General features: G+C 42.1%; 15 protein-coding genes and 1 rRNA gene. 10 read left to right on the forward strand and 6 right to left on the reverse strand.

Going from position 1 to position 18,931, the window contains the following annotated elements:
* Window positions 1-86, reverse strand: a 16S ribosomal RNA gene (locus BLP52_RS11570); the annotation flags it as partial.
* Between the two features lie 609 nt (window positions 87-695).
* Here BLP52_RS11570 and BLP52_RS11580 point away from each other — a divergent pair.
* The 6 genes from BLP52_RS11580 to BLP52_RS11605 all read left to right on the forward strand — a co-directional run bounded on the left by BLP52_RS11580 (window position 696) and on the right by BLP52_RS11605 (window position 8,336).
* Window positions 696-2,207 carry a 2-isopropylmalate synthase gene (locus BLP52_RS11580; protein WP_091710652.1) on the forward strand — a complete coding sequence of 504 codons (1,512 nt, stop codon included), beginning with the start codon at window positions 696-698 and terminating at the stop codon, window positions 2,205-2,207.
* A 289-nt stretch (window positions 2,208-2,496) separates the two neighbouring features.
* A complete protein-coding gene (locus tag BLP52_RS11585; RefSeq protein ID WP_154717865.1) occupies window positions 2,497-3,945 on the forward strand; it encodes a methyl-accepting chemotaxis protein in 1,449 nt (482 codons plus the stop codon).
* 132 nt (window positions 3,946-4,077) lie between these two features.
* Complete coding sequence (locus BLP52_RS11590; RefSeq protein WP_091710654.1) at window positions 4,078-4,836, forward strand: TatD family hydrolase; 759 nt, start codon at window positions 4,078-4,080, stop codon at window positions 4,834-4,836.
* Between the two features lie 32 nt (window positions 4,837-4,868).
* Window positions 4,869-5,507, forward strand: coding sequence for an MBL fold metallo-hydrolase (locus tag BLP52_RS11595; RefSeq protein WP_091710655.1), 639 nt, complete (start codon window positions 4,869-4,871; stop codon window positions 5,505-5,507).
* A 75-nt stretch (window positions 5,508-5,582) separates the two neighbouring features.
* Window positions 5,583-7,385: a YgiQ family radical SAM protein gene (locus tag BLP52_RS11600; protein ID WP_238380828.1), complete on the forward strand. Its 1,803-nt coding sequence runs from the start codon at window positions 5,583-5,585 to the stop codon at window positions 7,383-7,385.
* A 105-nt stretch (window positions 7,386-7,490) separates the two neighbouring features.
* Window positions 7,491-8,336 (forward strand): hypothetical protein, encoded by an 846-nt coding sequence (locus BLP52_RS11605; protein ID WP_154717866.1) that lies wholly within the window; start codon window positions 7,491-7,493, stop codon window positions 8,334-8,336.
* Window positions 8,337-8,400: 64 nt separating this feature from the next.
* Here the strand turns inward: BLP52_RS11605 and BLP52_RS11610 are convergent, their stop codons facing one another.
* Window positions 8,401-9,462 carry a (Fe-S)-binding protein gene (locus BLP52_RS11610; RefSeq protein WP_338011381.1) on the reverse strand — a complete coding sequence of 354 codons (1,062 nt, stop codon included), beginning with the start codon at window positions 9,460-9,462 and terminating at the stop codon, window positions 8,401-8,403.
* Window positions 9,463-9,464: 2 nt separating this feature from the next.
* A complete protein-coding gene (locus BLP52_RS11615; protein WP_091710658.1) occupies window positions 9,465-10,847 on the reverse strand; it encodes an FAD-binding oxidoreductase in 1,383 nt (460 codons plus the stop codon).
* 85 nt (window positions 10,848-10,932) lie between these two features.
* On the opposite strand from BLP52_RS11615, the gene arcS reads away from it, so the two are divergent.
* Together arcS and BLP52_RS11625 are read left to right on the forward strand one after the other, a co-directional pair.
* The gene (gene arcS / locus BLP52_RS11620) at window positions 10,933-12,777 is read left to right on the forward strand and encodes an archaeosine synthase subunit alpha (protein WP_091710659.1); all 1,845 of its coding nucleotides are present in this window, start codon (window positions 10,933-10,935) and stop codon (window positions 12,775-12,777) included.
* A gap of 12 nt (window positions 12,778-12,789) precedes the next feature.
* Window positions 12,790-13,248 (forward strand): GNAT family N-acetyltransferase, encoded by a 459-nt coding sequence (locus BLP52_RS11625; protein ID WP_238380823.1) that lies wholly within the window; start codon window positions 12,790-12,792, stop codon window positions 13,246-13,248.
* A gap of 68 nt (window positions 13,249-13,316) precedes the next feature.
* Here the strand turns inward: BLP52_RS11625 and BLP52_RS11630 are convergent, their stop codons facing one another.
* Both BLP52_RS11630 and dnaG read right to left on the reverse strand, forming a co-directional pair.
* Entirely contained in the window at window positions 13,317-13,601 is a 285-nt protein-coding gene (locus BLP52_RS11630) for a UPF0058 family protein (RefSeq protein WP_091710660.1), read from the reverse strand.
* 271 nt (window positions 13,602-13,872) lie between these two features.
* Window positions 13,873-15,243 (reverse strand): DNA primase DnaG, encoded by a 1,371-nt coding sequence (gene dnaG, locus BLP52_RS11635; protein WP_091710661.1) that lies wholly within the window; start codon window positions 15,241-15,243, stop codon window positions 13,873-13,875.
* Between the two features lie 622 nt (window positions 15,244-15,865).
* Here dnaG and BLP52_RS11640 point away from each other — a divergent pair.
* Both BLP52_RS11640 and rtcA read left to right on the forward strand, forming a co-directional pair.
* Window positions 15,866-17,227, forward strand: a complete 1,362-nt coding sequence (locus tag BLP52_RS11640; RefSeq protein ID WP_091710662.1) for an FAD-dependent oxidoreductase — start codon at window positions 15,866-15,868, stop codon at window positions 17,225-17,227.
* Complete coding sequence (gene rtcA / locus BLP52_RS11645; protein WP_091710663.1) at window positions 17,224-18,240, forward strand: RNA 3'-terminal phosphate cyclase; 1,017 nt, start codon at window positions 17,224-17,226, stop codon at window positions 18,238-18,240. Before BLP52_RS11640 ends, rtcA begins: the two co-directional genes overlap by 4 nt.
* Window positions 18,241-18,242: 2 nt before the next feature.
* Here rtcA and BLP52_RS11650 read toward each other — a convergent pair whose 3' ends face one another.
* Complete coding sequence (locus BLP52_RS11650; RefSeq protein WP_091710664.1) at window positions 18,243-18,881, reverse strand: RNA 2'-phosphotransferase; 639 nt, start codon at window positions 18,879-18,881, stop codon at window positions 18,243-18,245.
* Window positions 18,882-18,931 lie beyond the last annotated feature (50 nt).

An 18,931-nucleotide genomic window follows, 5' to 3' on the forward strand; every position in this document is an offset into this window, starting at 1 on the left:
AGTACGCCATGTTCACGAAGAACATTTGACTCGCATGGCTTAATCGAATACTGATAGCAGTGACCTCTGGCAGGATCAACCAGAATTGTTGTTGATCACACACAAAATATTTGGAAGTCATTTAGGAATCAGTCGGAAAGAACTCTCTTTGAGAGAATATTTCCTATTTGCACATAGTTTGGTTAATTCCTTAAATTTATTTAGTAGTTATACACTACCGGTCAGAATTAACCGAACTGCCAAATCCAACGTCAGACAGAAAAAACTTCTGTCTCCACTTGTAAGGCGGTGATTGTAAGTGTTTTCGCGCGATTTGCGCGGACTCCTTCAAAGGTCACCATCATATATAAGGCTTTCGAACGCTTGGTTCGAAGCCAAAGGAAGGACCTTTGATCACACCTGCCATGATGAAATGAAATTTGATACTTCATCTTCTGCTCTGCGATGAGCTCATTTTCGTGATGCGTTGGCCGCATCACCGGGCTCCTCACGAGCACCCTTACATAACAAGCTTACTATATAAGCGTTGCGGATAAACGGAGAAAAATGGATTATTACCTGATCAATGGAACATATTAATGGAAATATTCATCTCCTTTGCGGAGAATATTTATAACATAAGTTACAAGGCGAAGTGATTACCATGAATTCAACCGTAGAACTGAGGGATCGCTTTTTACAGCGATAAACCGCTAATAGATAAACACAAGACTATTTTTGACACGACACTGCGCGACGGTGAACAAACACCTGGCGTATCACTCACCAACGAGCAAAAACTCAAGATTGCCCTTCAACTGGACAAACTTGGTGTTGATGTGCTCGAAGCTGGTTTCCCAGTCTCTTCGGAAGGCGAAAAGCAAAATGTGCGAGCCATAGCCAACGAAGGACTCAGTCTCGATGTCTGTGGTCTTGCCCGCGTCCTTACCAAAGACCTGGATGCATGTATAGATTGTAACGTTGATATGATACACACCTTTGTATCCACATCTGATATCCAGAGGATACATACTATAAAGAAAAGCAGGGAAGAAGTTCTTTCCATGGCGGTCAACGCTGTAGACTACATCAAGGACCACGGCGCAAAATGTATGTTCTCAGCCATGGATGCCACAAGGACTGATCTTGACTATCTTATAGAAGTGTACAAAGCAGTAGAAGGAGCAGGTTGTGACATCATAAATGTACCCGACACGGTCGGAGTAATGTCACCATCCTCAATGTACGAGCTAATAAAGAACATCAACGGTGAAGTAAACATACCCATTGACGTACATTGCCACAACGATTTCGGAATTGCAGTTGCAAACAGTCTTATGGCTGCAGAAGCAGGTGCAAGTCAGATACAGGTAACAGTAAACGGAATCGGAGAACGTGCAGGAAATGCAAACCTTGCTGAAGTAGTAATGTGTCTGCACTCGATATATGGAGCAAATACCAATATCAAGACAGAATATCTACTCGAAACAGCAAAAATGGTAGAATCTTACTCTGGCATACATATGCCAGCAAACACACCAATCGTTGGAGACAACGCATTTGCTCACGAATCCGGCATCCACACCCATGGAGTACTTGAAAAAGCTGACACCTTCGAACCCGGCATTATGACACCAGAAATGGTAGGTCACAAGCGCCGCATTGTTGTTGGAAAGCATGCTGGAAGGCATGCAGTCAAGAAATCCCTGGAAGAGATGGGAATTGAGACCAACGAAGAACAACTGGACGAGATACTTGCAAGGATCAAGGATATTGCAAACAAAGGCAAACGTATCTGTGACGCGGATCTGCGCGCAGTTGCATCTACAGTCCTTGGAAGAAACCTGGGCAATGAGACCATAGTCCTGAAAGAATTTTCCGTAATGACAGGCAACCTTACAACACCAACGGCAGTTGTAAGGGCAAGAGTAGGAGACGAGGAAGCAGTCGCATCCAACTACGGTGTCGGACCAATCGATGCTGCGCTTAAGGCAGTAGAACTTATGATAGGCGGATACACCAAAGTAAAAGTGCGCGACTTCAGTCTTGAAGCCATCACCGGCGGCAGCGACGCACTTGCAGAAGTAACGATCTCTGTCCAGGATGAAGACGGACGTGTTGCCAGTGCACAATCCGCCAGCACAGACATTGCAACAGCATCGGTTGATGCACTAATAACAGCCATAAACCTGCTTCTTGATAAAAAGAAGCTCTGGAATATGGAATAACAGTTTTTAGCTGAACCGTGAATTCACGGTTCCAGACCTTTTTTTAAGAAAATAATCATCTTTAACACTATTTTGGGATCACTGAGATGAATCCCCTTATTTTGGACATACCCATGTTTTTCAAATATAACTTGAGAAATATACCAGAAAAGATTAAATTTATATATAAATATATTTGTATATTTTATGTATGTTCATTTGTTGCACATAATTGTGCCCACATTTAGCTCAGATTAACATTATTTGCAATATAAAAGGGAGAGGATTTTTAGTGGATATATTAAAAAACATGATGATTGAAAGAAAGTTCATAATTATTATGCTAGTGCTAAGTTTAATTCCTTTATTAATTGTTTCAGCGATCAGTTACACACAGATAAATTACGCAGTTGCAGAAGGATCATTTGACAAAGTGACTGCCCTTAAAAACATCTATTTGATCAGCCCGATAATATTAGGAGTTTTTGTCGCTTTTTTCGCGCGTAATTTTGCTCGAAGCATTACAAAGCCCATTGAGGACATAGTTGAAGTCACTGAAAGAATTGCATCCGGTGACCTGACAGCAAACATTGAAAATAGTTCACAGGATGAAGTAGGAATTCTTGCCGGATCAGTACAGACAATGCGAGATAGCCTGAAAGAGTTGATTGCTGAGATAAATAAAAGTTCTTCACTTCTTGCAAATACAGCTGAGAAAATATCAGTATCCTCTGAAGAGATATCTACCGCAAGCAACGAAATATCCGATTCCATTGTAGAAATAGCCAAAGGCGCAACAATGCAGTCGACGAAGACCGAAGACGTTGCAAAAGCAATGTTCGATATGACAGAAGCTGTCCAGGAAGTAGCCGGTAACTCACAAAAAGCTGCAGACAACGCCAAAGAATCAAATAATCTCATCAACAGCCTTGGAATGATAACAGAGGATCTCTTACATAAAATGGACAATATCAAAATGTCATCCTCAGAATCTGCAGAAGCCATCGTAGAACTCGATAGCAAATCCAAGCAGATAGGTGAGATAGTCAACCTGATCACAAGCATCGCCGACCAGACAAACCTGCTTGCACTGAACGCTGCAATTGAAGCTGCACGTGCCGGAGAACACGGAAAAGGTTTTGCAGTCGTAGCTGATGAGGTCAGGAAACTTGCAGAGAATTCAGGAAATGCAGCCAATCAGATAGCAGATCTGATCCATGAGATACAGGAAGGCACAAATAATGCAGTAGATTCCATGCAAAGAGGAACTGAAGAAGTATCCCATGGCGCAGAAGCACTGAATGAAGCTGCAAACGTTATCAAAAAAGTAGTAGAATCAGGAAGCAGCATTTCAACAATGGTACAGGATATAGCGGCAGCAGCACAGCAACAGTCCGCATCGATTCAGGAAATATCATCCTCTATTGATGAAGTGGCATCTATCACACAGGAATCTGCATCCAGTACAGATAACACTACTGCTGCCATAGAGCACCAGAGCACTACAATGGAAGAGCTTGCGCAATCTGCCCAGGTCCTTTCCGGCATGGCAGATAAACTTATGAATACAATTACAAGATTCAAACTCCAGAATGAGAACGATCAGGACAAAGAGTTGATCAAACGCTCAGAACCCGGTGTTCCTGAAATAGACAATTCTGTAAAAGAGGTCTTTGAAAAAAAGAACATTGAATTAAGGGAATACTCTGAAGAAGAATTAGAACTTGAACTTGAAAATGCTGAAAAGATCCATATTTAGAAATAATACTCTCTTGTCACGGGAGGATATTATAATCCTCTTTTTTTCTTTTTTAATTTCATACATGTGCTATTAAAGCATACCATATCCATAGTATCTATATGATGAACTCATAATTCAGAGCAGATACACATGAACTATGAAGTTATAGATTCTCATTGTCACCTTGATTTTCCTAAATTCAACAAGGACAGACATGAGACAATCATGAGGGCAAAAGACAGCGGAGTTGTCTTAATGATAAATTCCGGCATAGATTACAAAACCAATGCCAATTCCCTTGAACTTGCCAGAAAGTATGATTTTATCCATGCAACACTGGGCCTCAGTCCCCAGATGGTCCCTGAAACCAACAAAGAAAAAATTAACCAGATACTTGCCCAGATGGAACGCAATGTTGACAAAGCCATTGGAATCGGTGAAGCTGGTCTGGACTTTTACTACTGTACCGATGAAGCAGGAAAACAGAAGCAAAAAGAGGTTTTTCAAAAAGTCATTGACATTGCGGACCAGTACAACAAAACCCTTGTAATACACGGCAGAGATGGGGAAGAACTTGCACTTGAGATGACCAGAGACCTTGACAGGGTAGTCTTCCATTGTTACGGCGGCAGCATCGAAACCATGAAGGACATAGTTGATGCAGGTCACTATGTTTCAGTGCCTACACTCGTATGTTTCTCAGACCATCACAAGGAAATTGCAAAAGATCTCCCTCTTGAGAACATGCTCATTGAAACTGACAGCCCTTACCTCTCACCACGTAAAGGCCGCAACGAACCTGTCTTTGTAAGAGACTCGGTCCCTGTAATCGCACATCTTAAAGGAATAGATGAAGGAGAAATCGCCAGGGCGACAATGCAAAATACTCTCAGGGCATTTGAGCTCTAAAATTGACTTTTTTTCTGTACTGGAGAATATACATGCAGGTAAAACATTTTATTATCGGGCTTTATGATGCAAACTCATACCTCATTAACGGAAAAATACTGGTTGATACCGGAATGAGCACAGAAGGACTTATTTCTGCTATCAGGGAGAACATTGACATAGAAGACCTCGAACTTATAATACTTACTCACTGCCACTACGACCATACTGCATCTGCACAGGCAATAGCAGATATAAGCGGTGCAAAGATAGCAATTCACAAAGATGACGAGCTGCTCCTGAGCAATGACACAATAAGTGCTGCAGCAATGTTTGGAAACAAGGCACCTGCAATCAAACCTGATATGCTTCTGGAAGAAGGTGACAGGATTCCCATAGGAGATGATGAGGAGCTGGAAGTAATTCACACACCCGGCCATACCCCAGGTGGGATCTGCCTCTATGAAGCAAATTCAAAGAGCCTTTTTTCAGGCGACACAGTATTTCCCAACGGAAGCATCGGACGTACTGATTTCCAGGGTGGCAACCGTAATCAACTGACCGAATCAATCAACAAACTTGTACAGCTTGATGTAAAAACACTTTACCCGGGACACGGTGAAGTTACCTCGAATGATGTTAACACGCAGATTCAATTCTCTCTACGCATGTCCAAAAGCATGTTACTCTAAGGACGCAATATGAAACAAAAAAGAAATAAGAACGGCAAGAATAACAAAAAGGCAGACACGTCAAAGTTCCTGCCCATGAGCATTGAAGAAGCAAAAAAGAAAGGATGGGATGAACTTGATGTCATAATTGTCACAGGTGACGCCTACGTTGACCATCCAGGGTTTGGAACCAGTATCATTGGCAGGGTTCTTGAGGATGCAGGTTATAGAGTAGGAGTTATCGCGCAACCAAAATGGGATGATGTTGAAGACTTTAAGAAACTTGGAAAACCACGTCTTTTCTTTGCCATCAGTGCAGGTAATACTGACTCCATGGTGAGCAACTACACACCATCAAAAAGACTCAGACACGATGACGCATATTCTCCTGGAAACAAAGCAGGGTTACGCCCTAACCGTGCAACCATTGTTTATTCTAACCGCCTGAAAGAAGCTTACCCCGACACTCCAAGAATTATCGGAGGAATAGAGGCATCCCTTCGCCGTTTTGCACAGTACGACTACTGGTCTGATAAAGTACGTCAATCAATACTTGCAGATGCGCCCGCAAATCTCATTGTTTATGGAATGGGTGAGCTCCAGATACTTGAGATAGCAGATAGGCTCAACAAAGAAGTTCCGATTTCAGATATTACAGACATTGACGGAACTGTCTGGAAAATGGATATCAAGACCTGGAAAGAGAAAAAAGATGAATTGCTTGTGAATAGGATAGAGATCCCACCTTATGTAGAAGTATCAAAGAACAAAGAACTCTATGCAAGCACATTCAAAACAGTTTATCAGGAACAGAACCACATTAAAGGACATGACATTATCCAGGTCCATCCAAAGACAGTTATCATACAGAATAAACCCATGCGTCCTCTCACAACAAAAGAACTGGACCACGTTTATGAACTTCCATTCACCAGAGAGACTCATCCTTCATACGATGAACCAGTCCCTGCTCTAGATATGGTCAGATTCTCCATTAACACCCACAGAGGCTGTTTCGGTGCATGCTCTTTCTGTGCTATTGCCCTGCATCAGGGAAGAATGATACGCAGCCGCAGCATGGAATCAATTCTCAGGGAAGCAGAAGGTTTCACTGAAATAAAAGGTTTCAAAGGTACTATCAACGGACTTGGTGGTCCGTCAGCCAATATGTATGGAATGGACTGCAAGAACTGGGAAGACAAAGGAGTATGCAAGGACAAGATCTGCATCTATCCGAAAGCCTGCCCGTCACTTAACACCAGTCACAAAAAACTCATTGAGCTTATGCGCAGGCTCAGGGAAATTCCTGGAATTAAGAAGGTCTTTGTTGGATATGGCGTGCGCTATGACCTTGCATTGCTTGATGAAGAATACATGGAAGAGCTATGTGCTCATCACGTAAGTGGGCAACTGAAGGTCGCGCCTGAACATTATTGTAATAAAGTCACCGATGCCATGAAGAAACCTGACAGGGAAGTATTCGAGAAATTCGAAGAAAAATTCAAGGAAATAAATGAGAAACTTGGCAAGGACCAGTATCTTGTTGCTTTCCTTATGTCAAGTCATCCGGGATGTACTCTTAATGACATGATAGAAACTGCTGAATACATCCGGGATACAGGACGCTATACCAAACAGGTTCAGGATTTCACTCCAACACCCATGACAGCGGCAACATGCATGTTCCACACAGGGATCGATCCTTTCACCGGGAAGAAGATATATGTGGCAACTTCCCAGAAAGATAAAAGCATACAAAGAGCAATGCTGCATTACCGCGAGCCAGGGAACTATAATCTGGTGTATGAAGGATTGAAGCGTGCCGATCGACTGGATCTTGTTGGGAATTCCTGGAACTGCCTGATTAGCCGCAAGAAAGGAGGTAAAAGAGGATGGTAGTACTAACTACCATCACCTTTTAGGAAAAAATCGTTACCTTTTTAACATATATTAGTTTACTGTACTTCAAACGTATATTTTTCAAAGAAAAATGGAAGTTATGCTATGAAGTATAAGTTGTTGGTACCATTATTATTGGTGATTATTATCCAGACATCTACTGTTCTGGCGAGCCCGGTCATAAGCATAGATGAGACTGTGACTGAGAATATGTTCTATTCTAAATCATACACGAACCCTGATAGTTTAGAGGCACATCAGATAGTTGTGTACAGTGAGGATGGGGAGCATTCACAGATACACCTAAACTATAGACTTACTCCAAGAACAACCGTAAGTCCTGATGGAAATTACAGCGTGTATATGAAGGCACTTGATTCGGAAAATGGAGTAGGTCTTGAAGATTATGTCATTAACGATACTGTTGCGGGAACAGAGACCAATATCAAGAACATAATTACAATGAGCTATTATGGAGTTGCTTTTTCTCCTGACAGCAAGATGTACGCAGCACCAAGAGCAGTTTTCTTCGATGACGGCAGAAATGCCCAATACGCTATAGATATCTGCTCTGTTAACAACAATACCCTGCTGCACAGGGAACTCACACCTTTCTACATAGAAAATACTAAAGACACACCAATGGAATGGGAAAAATCAGTTATCTATGAAGTATACTGGTCAGATGATGGTTCCTGCATAGTATACGATGTTCTTGGAGGAAATACCGAGTCAGGACAATATCCTGCATATCTTGTAACTAAAAGACTCAATATTGACTATGCTGAACTTCGAAAAATGAACGGATACGAGGATACAGAACTGGAATCCTCACAGGAAAATATTGAACAGGCAAATACTGGTACTGAAAACAGTCTGCCAGTACCAGGATTTGGAGCTTTTGGAGCAATATTTGCTTTTGTATTAGGAAGGAAAATAAAAAGAGCATAAACTCATGCTCTTTATCTATTTCTAAGATCTGATAAGCAATCGGGAAAAAAGAAAACTAAAATGGCTATTCCATAGCCATTTCAACCAGATCGATAATATCAAGAACATCAACCCTTGGGCCGCCACGTTTGAGATTAGTGCGACACAATGGACATGCAGTTACCAGATAATCGACATCCTTTGGAATCTCTTCAAGCCTGTTCTTTGAGAGTTCAAGTGAGAGTTCAGGATAGCCTTTTAGCACTCCGCCACCTGCTCCGCAACATTTGGATCTCTCCCTGTTGCTCTTCATTTCCTCAAGATAACAAACCGCTTTTATGAGCTGCCTTGGTGCATCGAATACACCATTGCACCTTCCAAGGTGACACGGGTCATGATAGGTAACTTTCAGATCAAGTTTTTTCAGGTCCATTTCAGCAAGGCGCTCTGCAAGGAACTCTGTCACATGTAGAACATTCAGTTCTTCAGGGAAATCATTCTTCAGGGTCGTGTAGCAACCTGCACAACCTGTGATTACTGTATGTGCGCCTGTCTTTTTGATCTGCTCCAGATTCTTTGACATAAGTTCGGATGGGTCAGAACCGGTTCTCAGAAGTGGGGAACCACAGCATACCTCTTCTTCAAGTACAGTTACTCCGAACTTTCTCAGAATATCAAATGTCTTTTTTGTGATCTCAGGATAGCGGTAGGAGGCAAGACAACCTGCAAAAAACACATATTTTGACTTTTCTGGAAGGTCGTTTCTGGAGTCTCCAAGCCACGCCATTCGATCCTTGGATTCACCAAGCGGGTTTCCTTTTTCAAGAGCGTCTGCACGTATCAGTTTCTGTGCATCGGTCATCTTCCCCTGTAGCACAAGCTGATGTCTGACATTCTCTATTACTTTAACAGGAGATGCTCCAGACGGGCATATCTCTTCACAAAGTCCGCATGTGGTACAGGTGTTGATACTGTCGAAAACACCCTTATCAACTTCAAGTCCCTGGGAAATGCCATGGGCTACAAGCATACGGCCACGAGAACTTGATGATTCCCAGCCATTTACGTCAAAAACAGGACATACTGAACGACATGTACCGCAACGTACACATTTCAATATTGAACGCATATCTTCATCGTTCATCATTTTCAGACCCCCATTTTACCCGGGTTCATGATACCCTTCGGGTCCAATGCGTTTTTAATCAATATCATTACATCAAGCGCTTTTCCAAGTTCAAGTTCAAGATAACTTGCCCTGGCACTGCCAACTCCATGCTCTGCAGTAACCGTTCCACCAATACCTATGGCAGTGCGATGGATCTTATCCGCAGCCTTGTTCAGTTTCTCCCATTCAGCATCGCTTAGCACATCAATGCACATTCCTGTATGGAGATTTCCATCACCAATGTGACCGTAGGTCATGATCGGAAGCTTGAACTCTTCTGAGATCTCACGTACCTTATGCAGCATTCCAGGAAGCTCTTTTATCGGGACACCGATATCCTCACCCACATAAACACGAGTGCGGAGTGGATCAAGTCTTGAAACTGCTGCACCTACAAGTCTTCTGGCAGCCCATATCTCATCTCTTTCCTTCTTATCCGAAGCTGCCCTGATGCTTGTTGCAAGAGTACTGCATGCATCCTTTATCATCTCTATTCCTTCACGAACCGTGTTCTCAGTTCCATCTACTTCGAACATCAGGATTGCACCTGCCTTTGGCAAGCCGATCTTAGGGTCAAAAGTGTTAATTGCCTCTATGATGTTCCTGTCAAGGATTTCACATGCAGAAGGAACAATTCCTGATGAGAGGACTTTTACTACTGCCTGACCTGCGTGTTCGGGATCGTCAAAAGAAGCAAGCAAGACCGAGCGCTCTTTTGGAAGTGCCCGGAGTCTCAATGTTGCCTTTGTTATAATTCCAAGTGTACCTTCTGAACCTACAAAAAGATCAGTTAATGAATAACCTGCAACTGATTTTGATGCTTTGGAACCTGTATTGATCACAGTTCCGTCTGCAAGAACAACTTCAAGTCCCAGCACATAGTTGCGAGTGGTACCGTATTTTACAGAGCGCATTCCACTACCGTTGTTTGCAATAAGTCCACCAAGGGTGCACATTGCTGAACTTCCCGGGTCAGGTGGAAAGAAAAGACCATATGGCTCAAGCGCCTGGTTAAGTTTTTCCTGAACAATACCTGGTTCGATGGTTACCTGAAGGTTGTCAAGGTCTGTTTCAAGTATTCTGTTCATAGCTGACATGTCAAGTACAATGCCGCCTTCTACCGGAACAGCACCTCCGGCAAGTCCTGTGCCTGCACCTCTTGCGGTCACAGGAATCTCATTCTCGTTTGCAAGACTGACTATCTTTGATATCTGTTCAGTGCTTACAGGCCTGATAACAAAATCAGGCATGCCTCTTATCTGTGAGGCGTCACATGAATAACAATAAAGCTCTGCAGCAGACACGGAAACGTGCTCATTTCCCACTATTTCCTGCAGTTTTATAAGTAAATCGGATTTTTGCATGGAATCGTTTTTTAAGTGGAATAGTGAGATTTATAGTTTTTGGTGAAGGCAAACATTTACATCTGACTACAACTATTACACAGCAATGACACGATACTTTGAGGTACAGCAGCGGGACGGTGCTGCAAGGATAGGGAAATTCCTATTGAAGGAAGATATCCGTACACCTTATATATTAGATACAAGAAGCCTGGGCAACCCTGAAAGCCCGATAATAGACGGCGGATCGTTATGGAAATATTCCGGCTTTGAAGAAGCTCAGGAACATCTCAGGGAAATTAGACAAAAAGCCGGCGAAGATGCGCTTATAATACTTCCACACCAGGACCTTACACCGGAAGCTCCACGGAATGTGACGATTAAACTGGCTGAGAAAGCCGAGGGAATGGAAGACTCAGGCGCTACCGGAGCTATTTACATAGCCGGACAGCAGGTTAAAGAGCATGACCTGTATGTCATGGAAGGAGCCGGATGCTTTGAGAACAATGCAAGAACTTTCCTCAGTGTTCTTTTAGAAATGAAAAAGGATATTGCTCCGGATACTGCAATTTATGCACCGAACATAGCAATTCCCGAAAATCTGGCAATGCTGATATACCTCGGAATCGATGTCTTTGACAATACTAAAGCAATAATTGCCGGACACAATGATATTTATCTTACAACTGCAGGACAATTCTATCTTGATTCACTTGCCGAATTACCATGCAGATGCAGTGCATGTTCATCCACAGACCTGACAAGCCTCAGGGGCATGGATAAAAAGAGCCGTGCAGTAATTCTAGAAAAACATAACATCAACGCCATGGAAGCAGAAGCTGCACTTGTAAGGGAAAGAATACGTGCAGGAACTTTGCGTGAGTATATAGAAGGACAATGCAGAGTGCATACATGGCTTACGGCACTTATGAGACTTACTGATTCCGAATATGATTTCGTGGAAAGCCAGAATGCTATTGCAAGGAATAACACACTTGTTGCCACCTGTGGAGAATCGCAGAACAGGGCAGAGATTGTGAGATTTGCTAAAAGGATACAGGAAAGATACACACCACCTGAATCAGATATACTGCTACTACTACCATGCTCTGCCAGAAAACCATATTCCACATCCAATTCACACTGGAAATTCATCAATGCACTTGGTAAGAGCAGAAAATTCGTCCATGAGGTAATAATAACATCTCCACTTGGAATCGTCCCAAGGGAACTGGAGCTAACATATCCTGCTGCGCATTATGATACTACAGTCACAGGTTACTGGGATGCAGAGGAAAGAGAATGGGTAGCTTCCTGTCTTGAGGATTACCTGACAAAGCACAAATACACAAGTATTGTTGCACATGTTGAGGATGCATATCGCGTGATATGTGAGATGGTTGCAGAAAAGCTTGGCATAGATATAATATATACAAGTCTTGGAAATGTTTCCTCACCTGAATCACTGAAGAATCTCAGTAAAACTGTGTCAGAACTTTGTACAGGAAGGAAACGCAGCCATGAGCAGACACAGAAAGACCTCATGAAAGCTGTTGCAGACTACCAGTTCGGAAAAGGTTCAGGAGATATTCTTGTTCCGCAAGGATCAACTGTTAAAGGACCATTCCCCAAACACCAGATATTTGTTGGGAAAAAGCAACTTATAACACTTATACCACAATATGGAACACTGGCCATTACCATAGAAGGTGCAAAAGCCCTTCTTGGAAAAGGCCGATATACCGTAAAGATAGATGATTTTGTTCCACGTGGCTCTCTTCTGGCACCTGGTGTTGTTGATGCAGATCCATTGATAAGGCCAAATGACGAGGTCATAATCTGTGGAGAAAAAGCAATTGCTGTTGGAAGAGCAAATATGAACGGAGATGAGATGAAAAGATCAATTCGTGGAGTTGCAGTTGACCTGCGCCATGTGAAAAAGATCGAATAACAGTGATTTCAGATGATAGTAATAAGGAACTTTGAACCATCAGATTTCGAAGAGGTTCTGGAGATAGAGTCTCAAGCTTTCTCGGAACACAATCCCTTTCTTTATATGAACTTCTACGAAATGAACAGTGAAGGGTTCCTTGTTGCAGAATACAACAATTATGTAGTAGGATTTGTTGTAGGGTATGAACTATCTGAAACAGAGGGACGAATATTTTCTCTTGCCGTAAGAGAAGGATTCAGAAGTATGGGCATTGGTGCCCGACTAATGGATGGCATCCTTTCAGTTTTTATCTGCAAGCTTCTTACATTCGCAAGTCTGGAAGTAAGAGTAACAAATACAAGAGCCCAGGACTTTTACAAACGTCGGGATTTTATAGCCTGCTGGATTCAACATGGATACTATTCGGATGGCGAAGATGGCATCATTATGAAAAAACGACTGACACCATCAATCACATTATCCCTGTAATTGCAGCTTTGATTCCTGCTTTAATTCCTGATATTACCCTAGAATAGAAATTAAAGGGAAGATTTGCCTTAGTTAGTATTTACTAACTGGCCGCTTGCCTTCATAGCAAGCTCGTGCATCCTTTCAGATGTCCTTCCGATTCCGGAAGTGTCATCCTCGGAAAGAGCTGCTGCAATATCATTGCCAAGAACGAATATTGCATGTTTGTGTTCTGCCTTGCTCCTGTGAACATGCAGAGGACTTATGGATAACGAGTCATACTCCGTGAATGAAGTATCCATACCCATATGTTCAAAGTGTCTCCTGATCTGTGCCATCAATGTGTGCAACTGTATTAATTCATCTTTATGCATACCAACCAACCTGTTTTGAAAATTAATTATTTGCTGTTATTTTGTGCACTCTTTAAAATAATGCACTAAAGCTAGTTGGTAAATTTACTAATAAAGGCATTTCCCCCGGAAATAAGTTCCTTATACATACTAGATAAGAGTTTCGTATTAATGTTAATGATTAATTATGAATAACGACGAGAATATATAGGAATAAAATAGAAACTTCAAAAAAGAAAATCAATAAAAAATTAGAAATATATATACTGTGCGCAAGCACAGTACATCAAAATTACAATGAAGCTGCAGTAAGGACTTTTACAGAAGCCGGTCTTTTGGTCACACTGCCCACTTTTGCACCTATAAGGCGCTCTATGCCTTTGTCTGCGGCAATATCAAGGATCCTTTGAGTAACCACACCATCAAACACAACGGTTTTGACTTCAGTTTCATAGTCCTTAAGAGTGCTTACAAGATCTCTGACAGCAGTCTCATTGACAACATTATCTTTTCCATCAAGGAAACGTGCACTGAAAGTGCCTATCAGGTCATTTGCATGATCTTTAAATCTCTTGTTCTCCGGAGATGCAGGTACCTTTGTCTTAGGAACTTCAACCTGCTTTTCAACATTGACCTGATCTTCACGCTGCTGATCTCTTGGTCCTTTCTTCCTGTTATCTCTTCCACGGGCATCCCTTGGAGTCCTTTTTACAGAGGAAGTACCAACACGCTTCACATCAGAAGAAGGTGCAGGGGCTGGAGCAGGTCTTCTTTCCTTGCGTTTAGGTAATCGCTGTACACGACCATTGTCCTCTGATGAGGCCTGGTCCTTGATAACATACTTGTCAATTACCTGCTCAACAGGAACCTTCTGCCTGAGTGACCTGACAATCTCTTTCTGAACAAGATCCTCAACACTCTTTCCATCAGGTGCCCTTGCAATGAAATCAATATTTGCAACCTGCACAAGTTCCTTGATGATAAGTTCTCCTCCACGGTCACCGTCAGTGAAGGCAGTAACAGTATCTTTCTTCTTGGTCAGTTCTGCTACCTCAGGAGGAACATTTGTACCACCGACACAGATAGTATTCTTGATACCGTATTTCAGGAGGTTAAGAACATCAGCACGTCCTTCTACAACTATGATAGCATCAGAGTCAAAAACAGCAGGTCCACATGGAATCTTGTTCTTGCCAAAATACTGCATTTCCTCGACCCTGACAGACTGACGCACTTCATCAGCGATCTCCTGGGACTCTGGAAGGTTCTCATCGAACATTCCCTTGTAAATGAACTTAGCCCTCTCAATGATCTGATGGCGTTTTGTAGCTCTGACATCTTCTATATGAGTTACCTCTATCTTTGCACTACATGGACCAACTCTATCTATAGTCTCAAGTGAAGCTGCAAGAATTGAAGTCTCAACCTTGTCAAGACTTGAAGGAATAAGGATAGTACCCTTGGTCTTTCCCCCTTTGGCACTGACAACAACCTCTATCCTGCCAATCCTTCCTGTTTTCTGAAGGTCGCGAAGGTCAAGATCAGAGCCAAGAAGGCCCTCCGTCTGACCAAAGATGGCACCTACTATATCCGGGCGTTCTATTATTCCATCTGCGTTAATTTTTGAATGAATTATATATTTTGTAGTATCTGCATTTTGCATATGATGATCTCCGAATTTGTGATGACGATACCGGAACAATTCGGAACACAAAAATAGGAAAGTTGTAATGACTACCAAAAGTCATCTTCTCGAAGGTTCAAAATAGTGTAAACCTGATTAATGGAACTCAAACTTCAACTTCAATGAATAAACGTGAAGATTTCCACTTAATCCAAACCAACGCCAAGCTAATAACAGCAGTAGCGTAAGTACCATGCAACATATGCATCTGCTACTGGAACTGTTTTGTGGCATGGCCAATAAGCAGTATTTCCAAATCCCTCATTGAATACCTGCAGCTTTTGACCTGTAAGCACTTTGTGATGTTATGAATACCTTTTCGGTAGATGATTCTTTTTGAATCGTAGTGATTACGAATGACTAAACTATATTTGTATTATTGAAAGATACCCTTGTTCACAGTATCTATATTATATCGAGCACGTAGACATATAATCATGACTACATTAAGTAATAGAATTCAAACTCTTATAAACTTATGGGTCGACATTTTCTAAGGTTTATTGGATATTTTAAACAGAAAACACAAATTATTTTGACTACCAGATGACGATTTTTCTCAGGGAACATAGTTAATATTCATGCGAGCTTATAAAACAGCATGTCCGAGAAAAAGAACAATGAAAAAATAATAATAATTGGTGGAGGAGCAGTAGGAATGGCTGTTGCCACAAGCCTTACACGCCACAGCGATTACTCAGTAACCGTATTTTCCGCAGATGTACACACTGCTTATAGCCAGTGTGGTATGCCTTTTGTTATTGGTGGTGAAATAGAAGATTTTAAGATACTCATCAGAAGGGATGAAAAATTCTTGAAAGACATGGGTATTGATCTACACCTTGGAACAAGGATCGATTCCATAAATATCAAAGAACGGATCGTAACATCTGGTGAAAAAAAATATCATTATGATAAATTAGTAATTGCAACCGGAAGTAAACCAATGATCCCTCCCAATATTCCAGGAAGTTCTCTTGGAAATGTGTTCACACTCAGAACGCTCACGGATGCCATGAGAATAGAAGAAGCACTCAAAAATGCATCCTCGGTTGTTATTGTAGGGGGAGGTTCAATTGGTGCTGAAATGGCAGCTGCTACTGCACGAAGGAACATAAATACTATACTTTTGAACAGAAGTCCTTCAATACTTTCCCATAATGTTGATCCGGACATGGCTGAAACCATACAGGAACACCTTGAATCCCTGGGAGTCAATGTCATAACAGGATACGTTCCCTCTTCGCTGAACGGCGAAAGGAAAGTCAACTCTGTAACAGTAGGTTCCACTGATTTTCCGGCAGATCTTGTGATATTCTCCACAGGAGTTACTCCAGAGAACGAACTTTCAGCAAACGCAGGAATAGATATTGGCTTAACAGGAGGAATAATAGTTGATGACTTTCTCCACCCGTCAGTTTCAGGCACTTTCCACCCTGACATCTACTGCGGAGGGGAATGCGTTGAAGTCCTTGATCTCATAACTGGAAAGCCAATGTTAAGCCAGGTAGCAAGCACTGCCAGGAGAATGGCCGGAACAATAACAAAAAACCTCACATCAAAACCTGTAAAATTCGATCCCATACTTAATCCCTGGGTCGCAGTCATAGGAAATATGCAGGTGGGAACAACCGGAATCACATCAAAAAAAGCGGATGACAACAACATAAAAATAGTAACAGGACTTGCAACCGGCTCAACCAGAGCTGAATATTATCCAGGGGGAAGCAAACTTTTTATCAAACTAATATTCAATGATGAATATCTCGTGGGAGCACAGGTGGTAGGCGGAGAAGGAGTAAAAGAACGCATCGATGCCCTCACACTTGCCATCAAAAAAAGAACAACCGTTCATGAGCTTGCAAACATAGAGACCTGCTATGCTCCACCGGTCTCCACTCTTCAGGACCCTACGGGTTTTGCTGCAAAGGGAGCACTTAAAAAGATGAGAAAAAAAGCATGATCGAAATAGACGGTTCCTACGGCGAAGGAGGCGGTCAGATACTCAGGACAGCTGTGGCTCTTTCTGCAATAATCGGAGAGGATATCCATGTCACAAATATACGCCGTAACCGTCCAAAGGAAGGACTAAAACCTCAGCACCTCATGTCCATTGAAACTGCCGCAATGCTGTGCGATGCCGATATCAAGGGAACTTTTCCGGGGTCGACTGATATATACTTTTCTCCATCGGAAATAAAGGGGATAAACGATACAATATCCATAGGAACTGCCGGGAGTATTCCTCTTCTTATGCAGGCTATCATGCCTATTGCTTCCTTTGCAAAAGAAAAGACAAAACTGCGCATATCCGGTGGAACCGATGTTGCATGGTCTCCTTCAATAGATTATCTCAAGGAAGTGACATTAAAAGCACTGAAAATGATGGGATACCAGGCAGATATAACTCTAATTGAACGTGGATATTATCCAAAAGGAGAGGGATTTGCAGAAATTGAAATTGTTCCCTCCAAATTGAGAGGGTTCTATCACATATCTGAAAACCAAAATGATAATAAGATTATTTATGGGATATCACACTGTTCAAGATTACCTGAACATGTTGCAAAAAGACAGGCTGAATCTGCAGTGAAAATACTTGGTGAAATAGGTAAAGAAGCTGACATTGACATCACTTCAGACAATTTCACATCTACCGGAAGTGGCATCACTTTGTGGTCAGGCCTTTCAGGCTCAGTAAGTATAGGTAAAAAAGGACTGCCTGCTGAAAAAGTAGGAGAATATGCAGCAAAAGAAATGCTTAATGAACTATTATCCGGGGCAGAAGTAGATGTGCACCTTGCCGACCAGTTGATTCCCTATTTAGGACTTGCCGGAGATGGCTCATTCACAGTAAGAGAAGTTTCAAAGCATTGCCTGACAAATATGCATATAACTGAGAAAATGCTTGATGTCAGGTTCAGCATCAACCACGATAAAAAGAAAAATGGGCCTGTAGAGATTACCGTGGAATGAGGTCATTCCCCGGATTCTTCTACAACACTGATATACTCAGGCGGGATGCCTCTTGCAAGAACAATGTCATCATTAACAGTAACGATGTCAACTCCATCCTGTTGTGCTGTTTCCGCATCTACCTCAAGGATTACAGGATTGTCGGTATGGACTGAAGCCGCTTCCTTTGCCTTTTCAAATGAAGTGCTAAGGTGAACGTAACACTGCCTGATGGGATAGATCCCATTATCAAGGAGCATATCCGCTTCTTCCTGGCTTACGCCGTAATACAGATAAGAAAGATCATTTTCGGGGTAATCAGATATCAGGTCAACTTCTACTGAGTGACCATATCTTGCCCTGATAAAGCCATCATCTATTTCGTAGCGTCCTTTCCTGTCAGACTCAACAAGAGAGATAAGACGCTCCATTGTACCCCACTTATAACGCTTTTTCATAACATCGCAGAGCTGATTAAGTTCAACCCATCCCTGCGGGTCCATCTCAATACCCACATCTTCAGGGAAGTGTCTAAGCGCACCGGAAATGAATCTCCCAAGCCTCTCTTCCCGATCATCATCCAGCACATAACGTCCTTCTTCTCCACAGTCAGGGCAACTTTCTCCCCTGAAATAGCCATGCTCTTTACATTTACGGATCATGATATCTTGCAAATACATCTCATAATTAATATAAGTTATTAAAATAACGC

This window comes from Methanolobus vulcani, from assembly GCF_900100715.1.
Classification (GTDB): Archaea; Halobacteriota; Methanosarcinia; order Methanosarcinales; family Methanosarcinaceae; genus Methanolobus; species Methanolobus vulcani.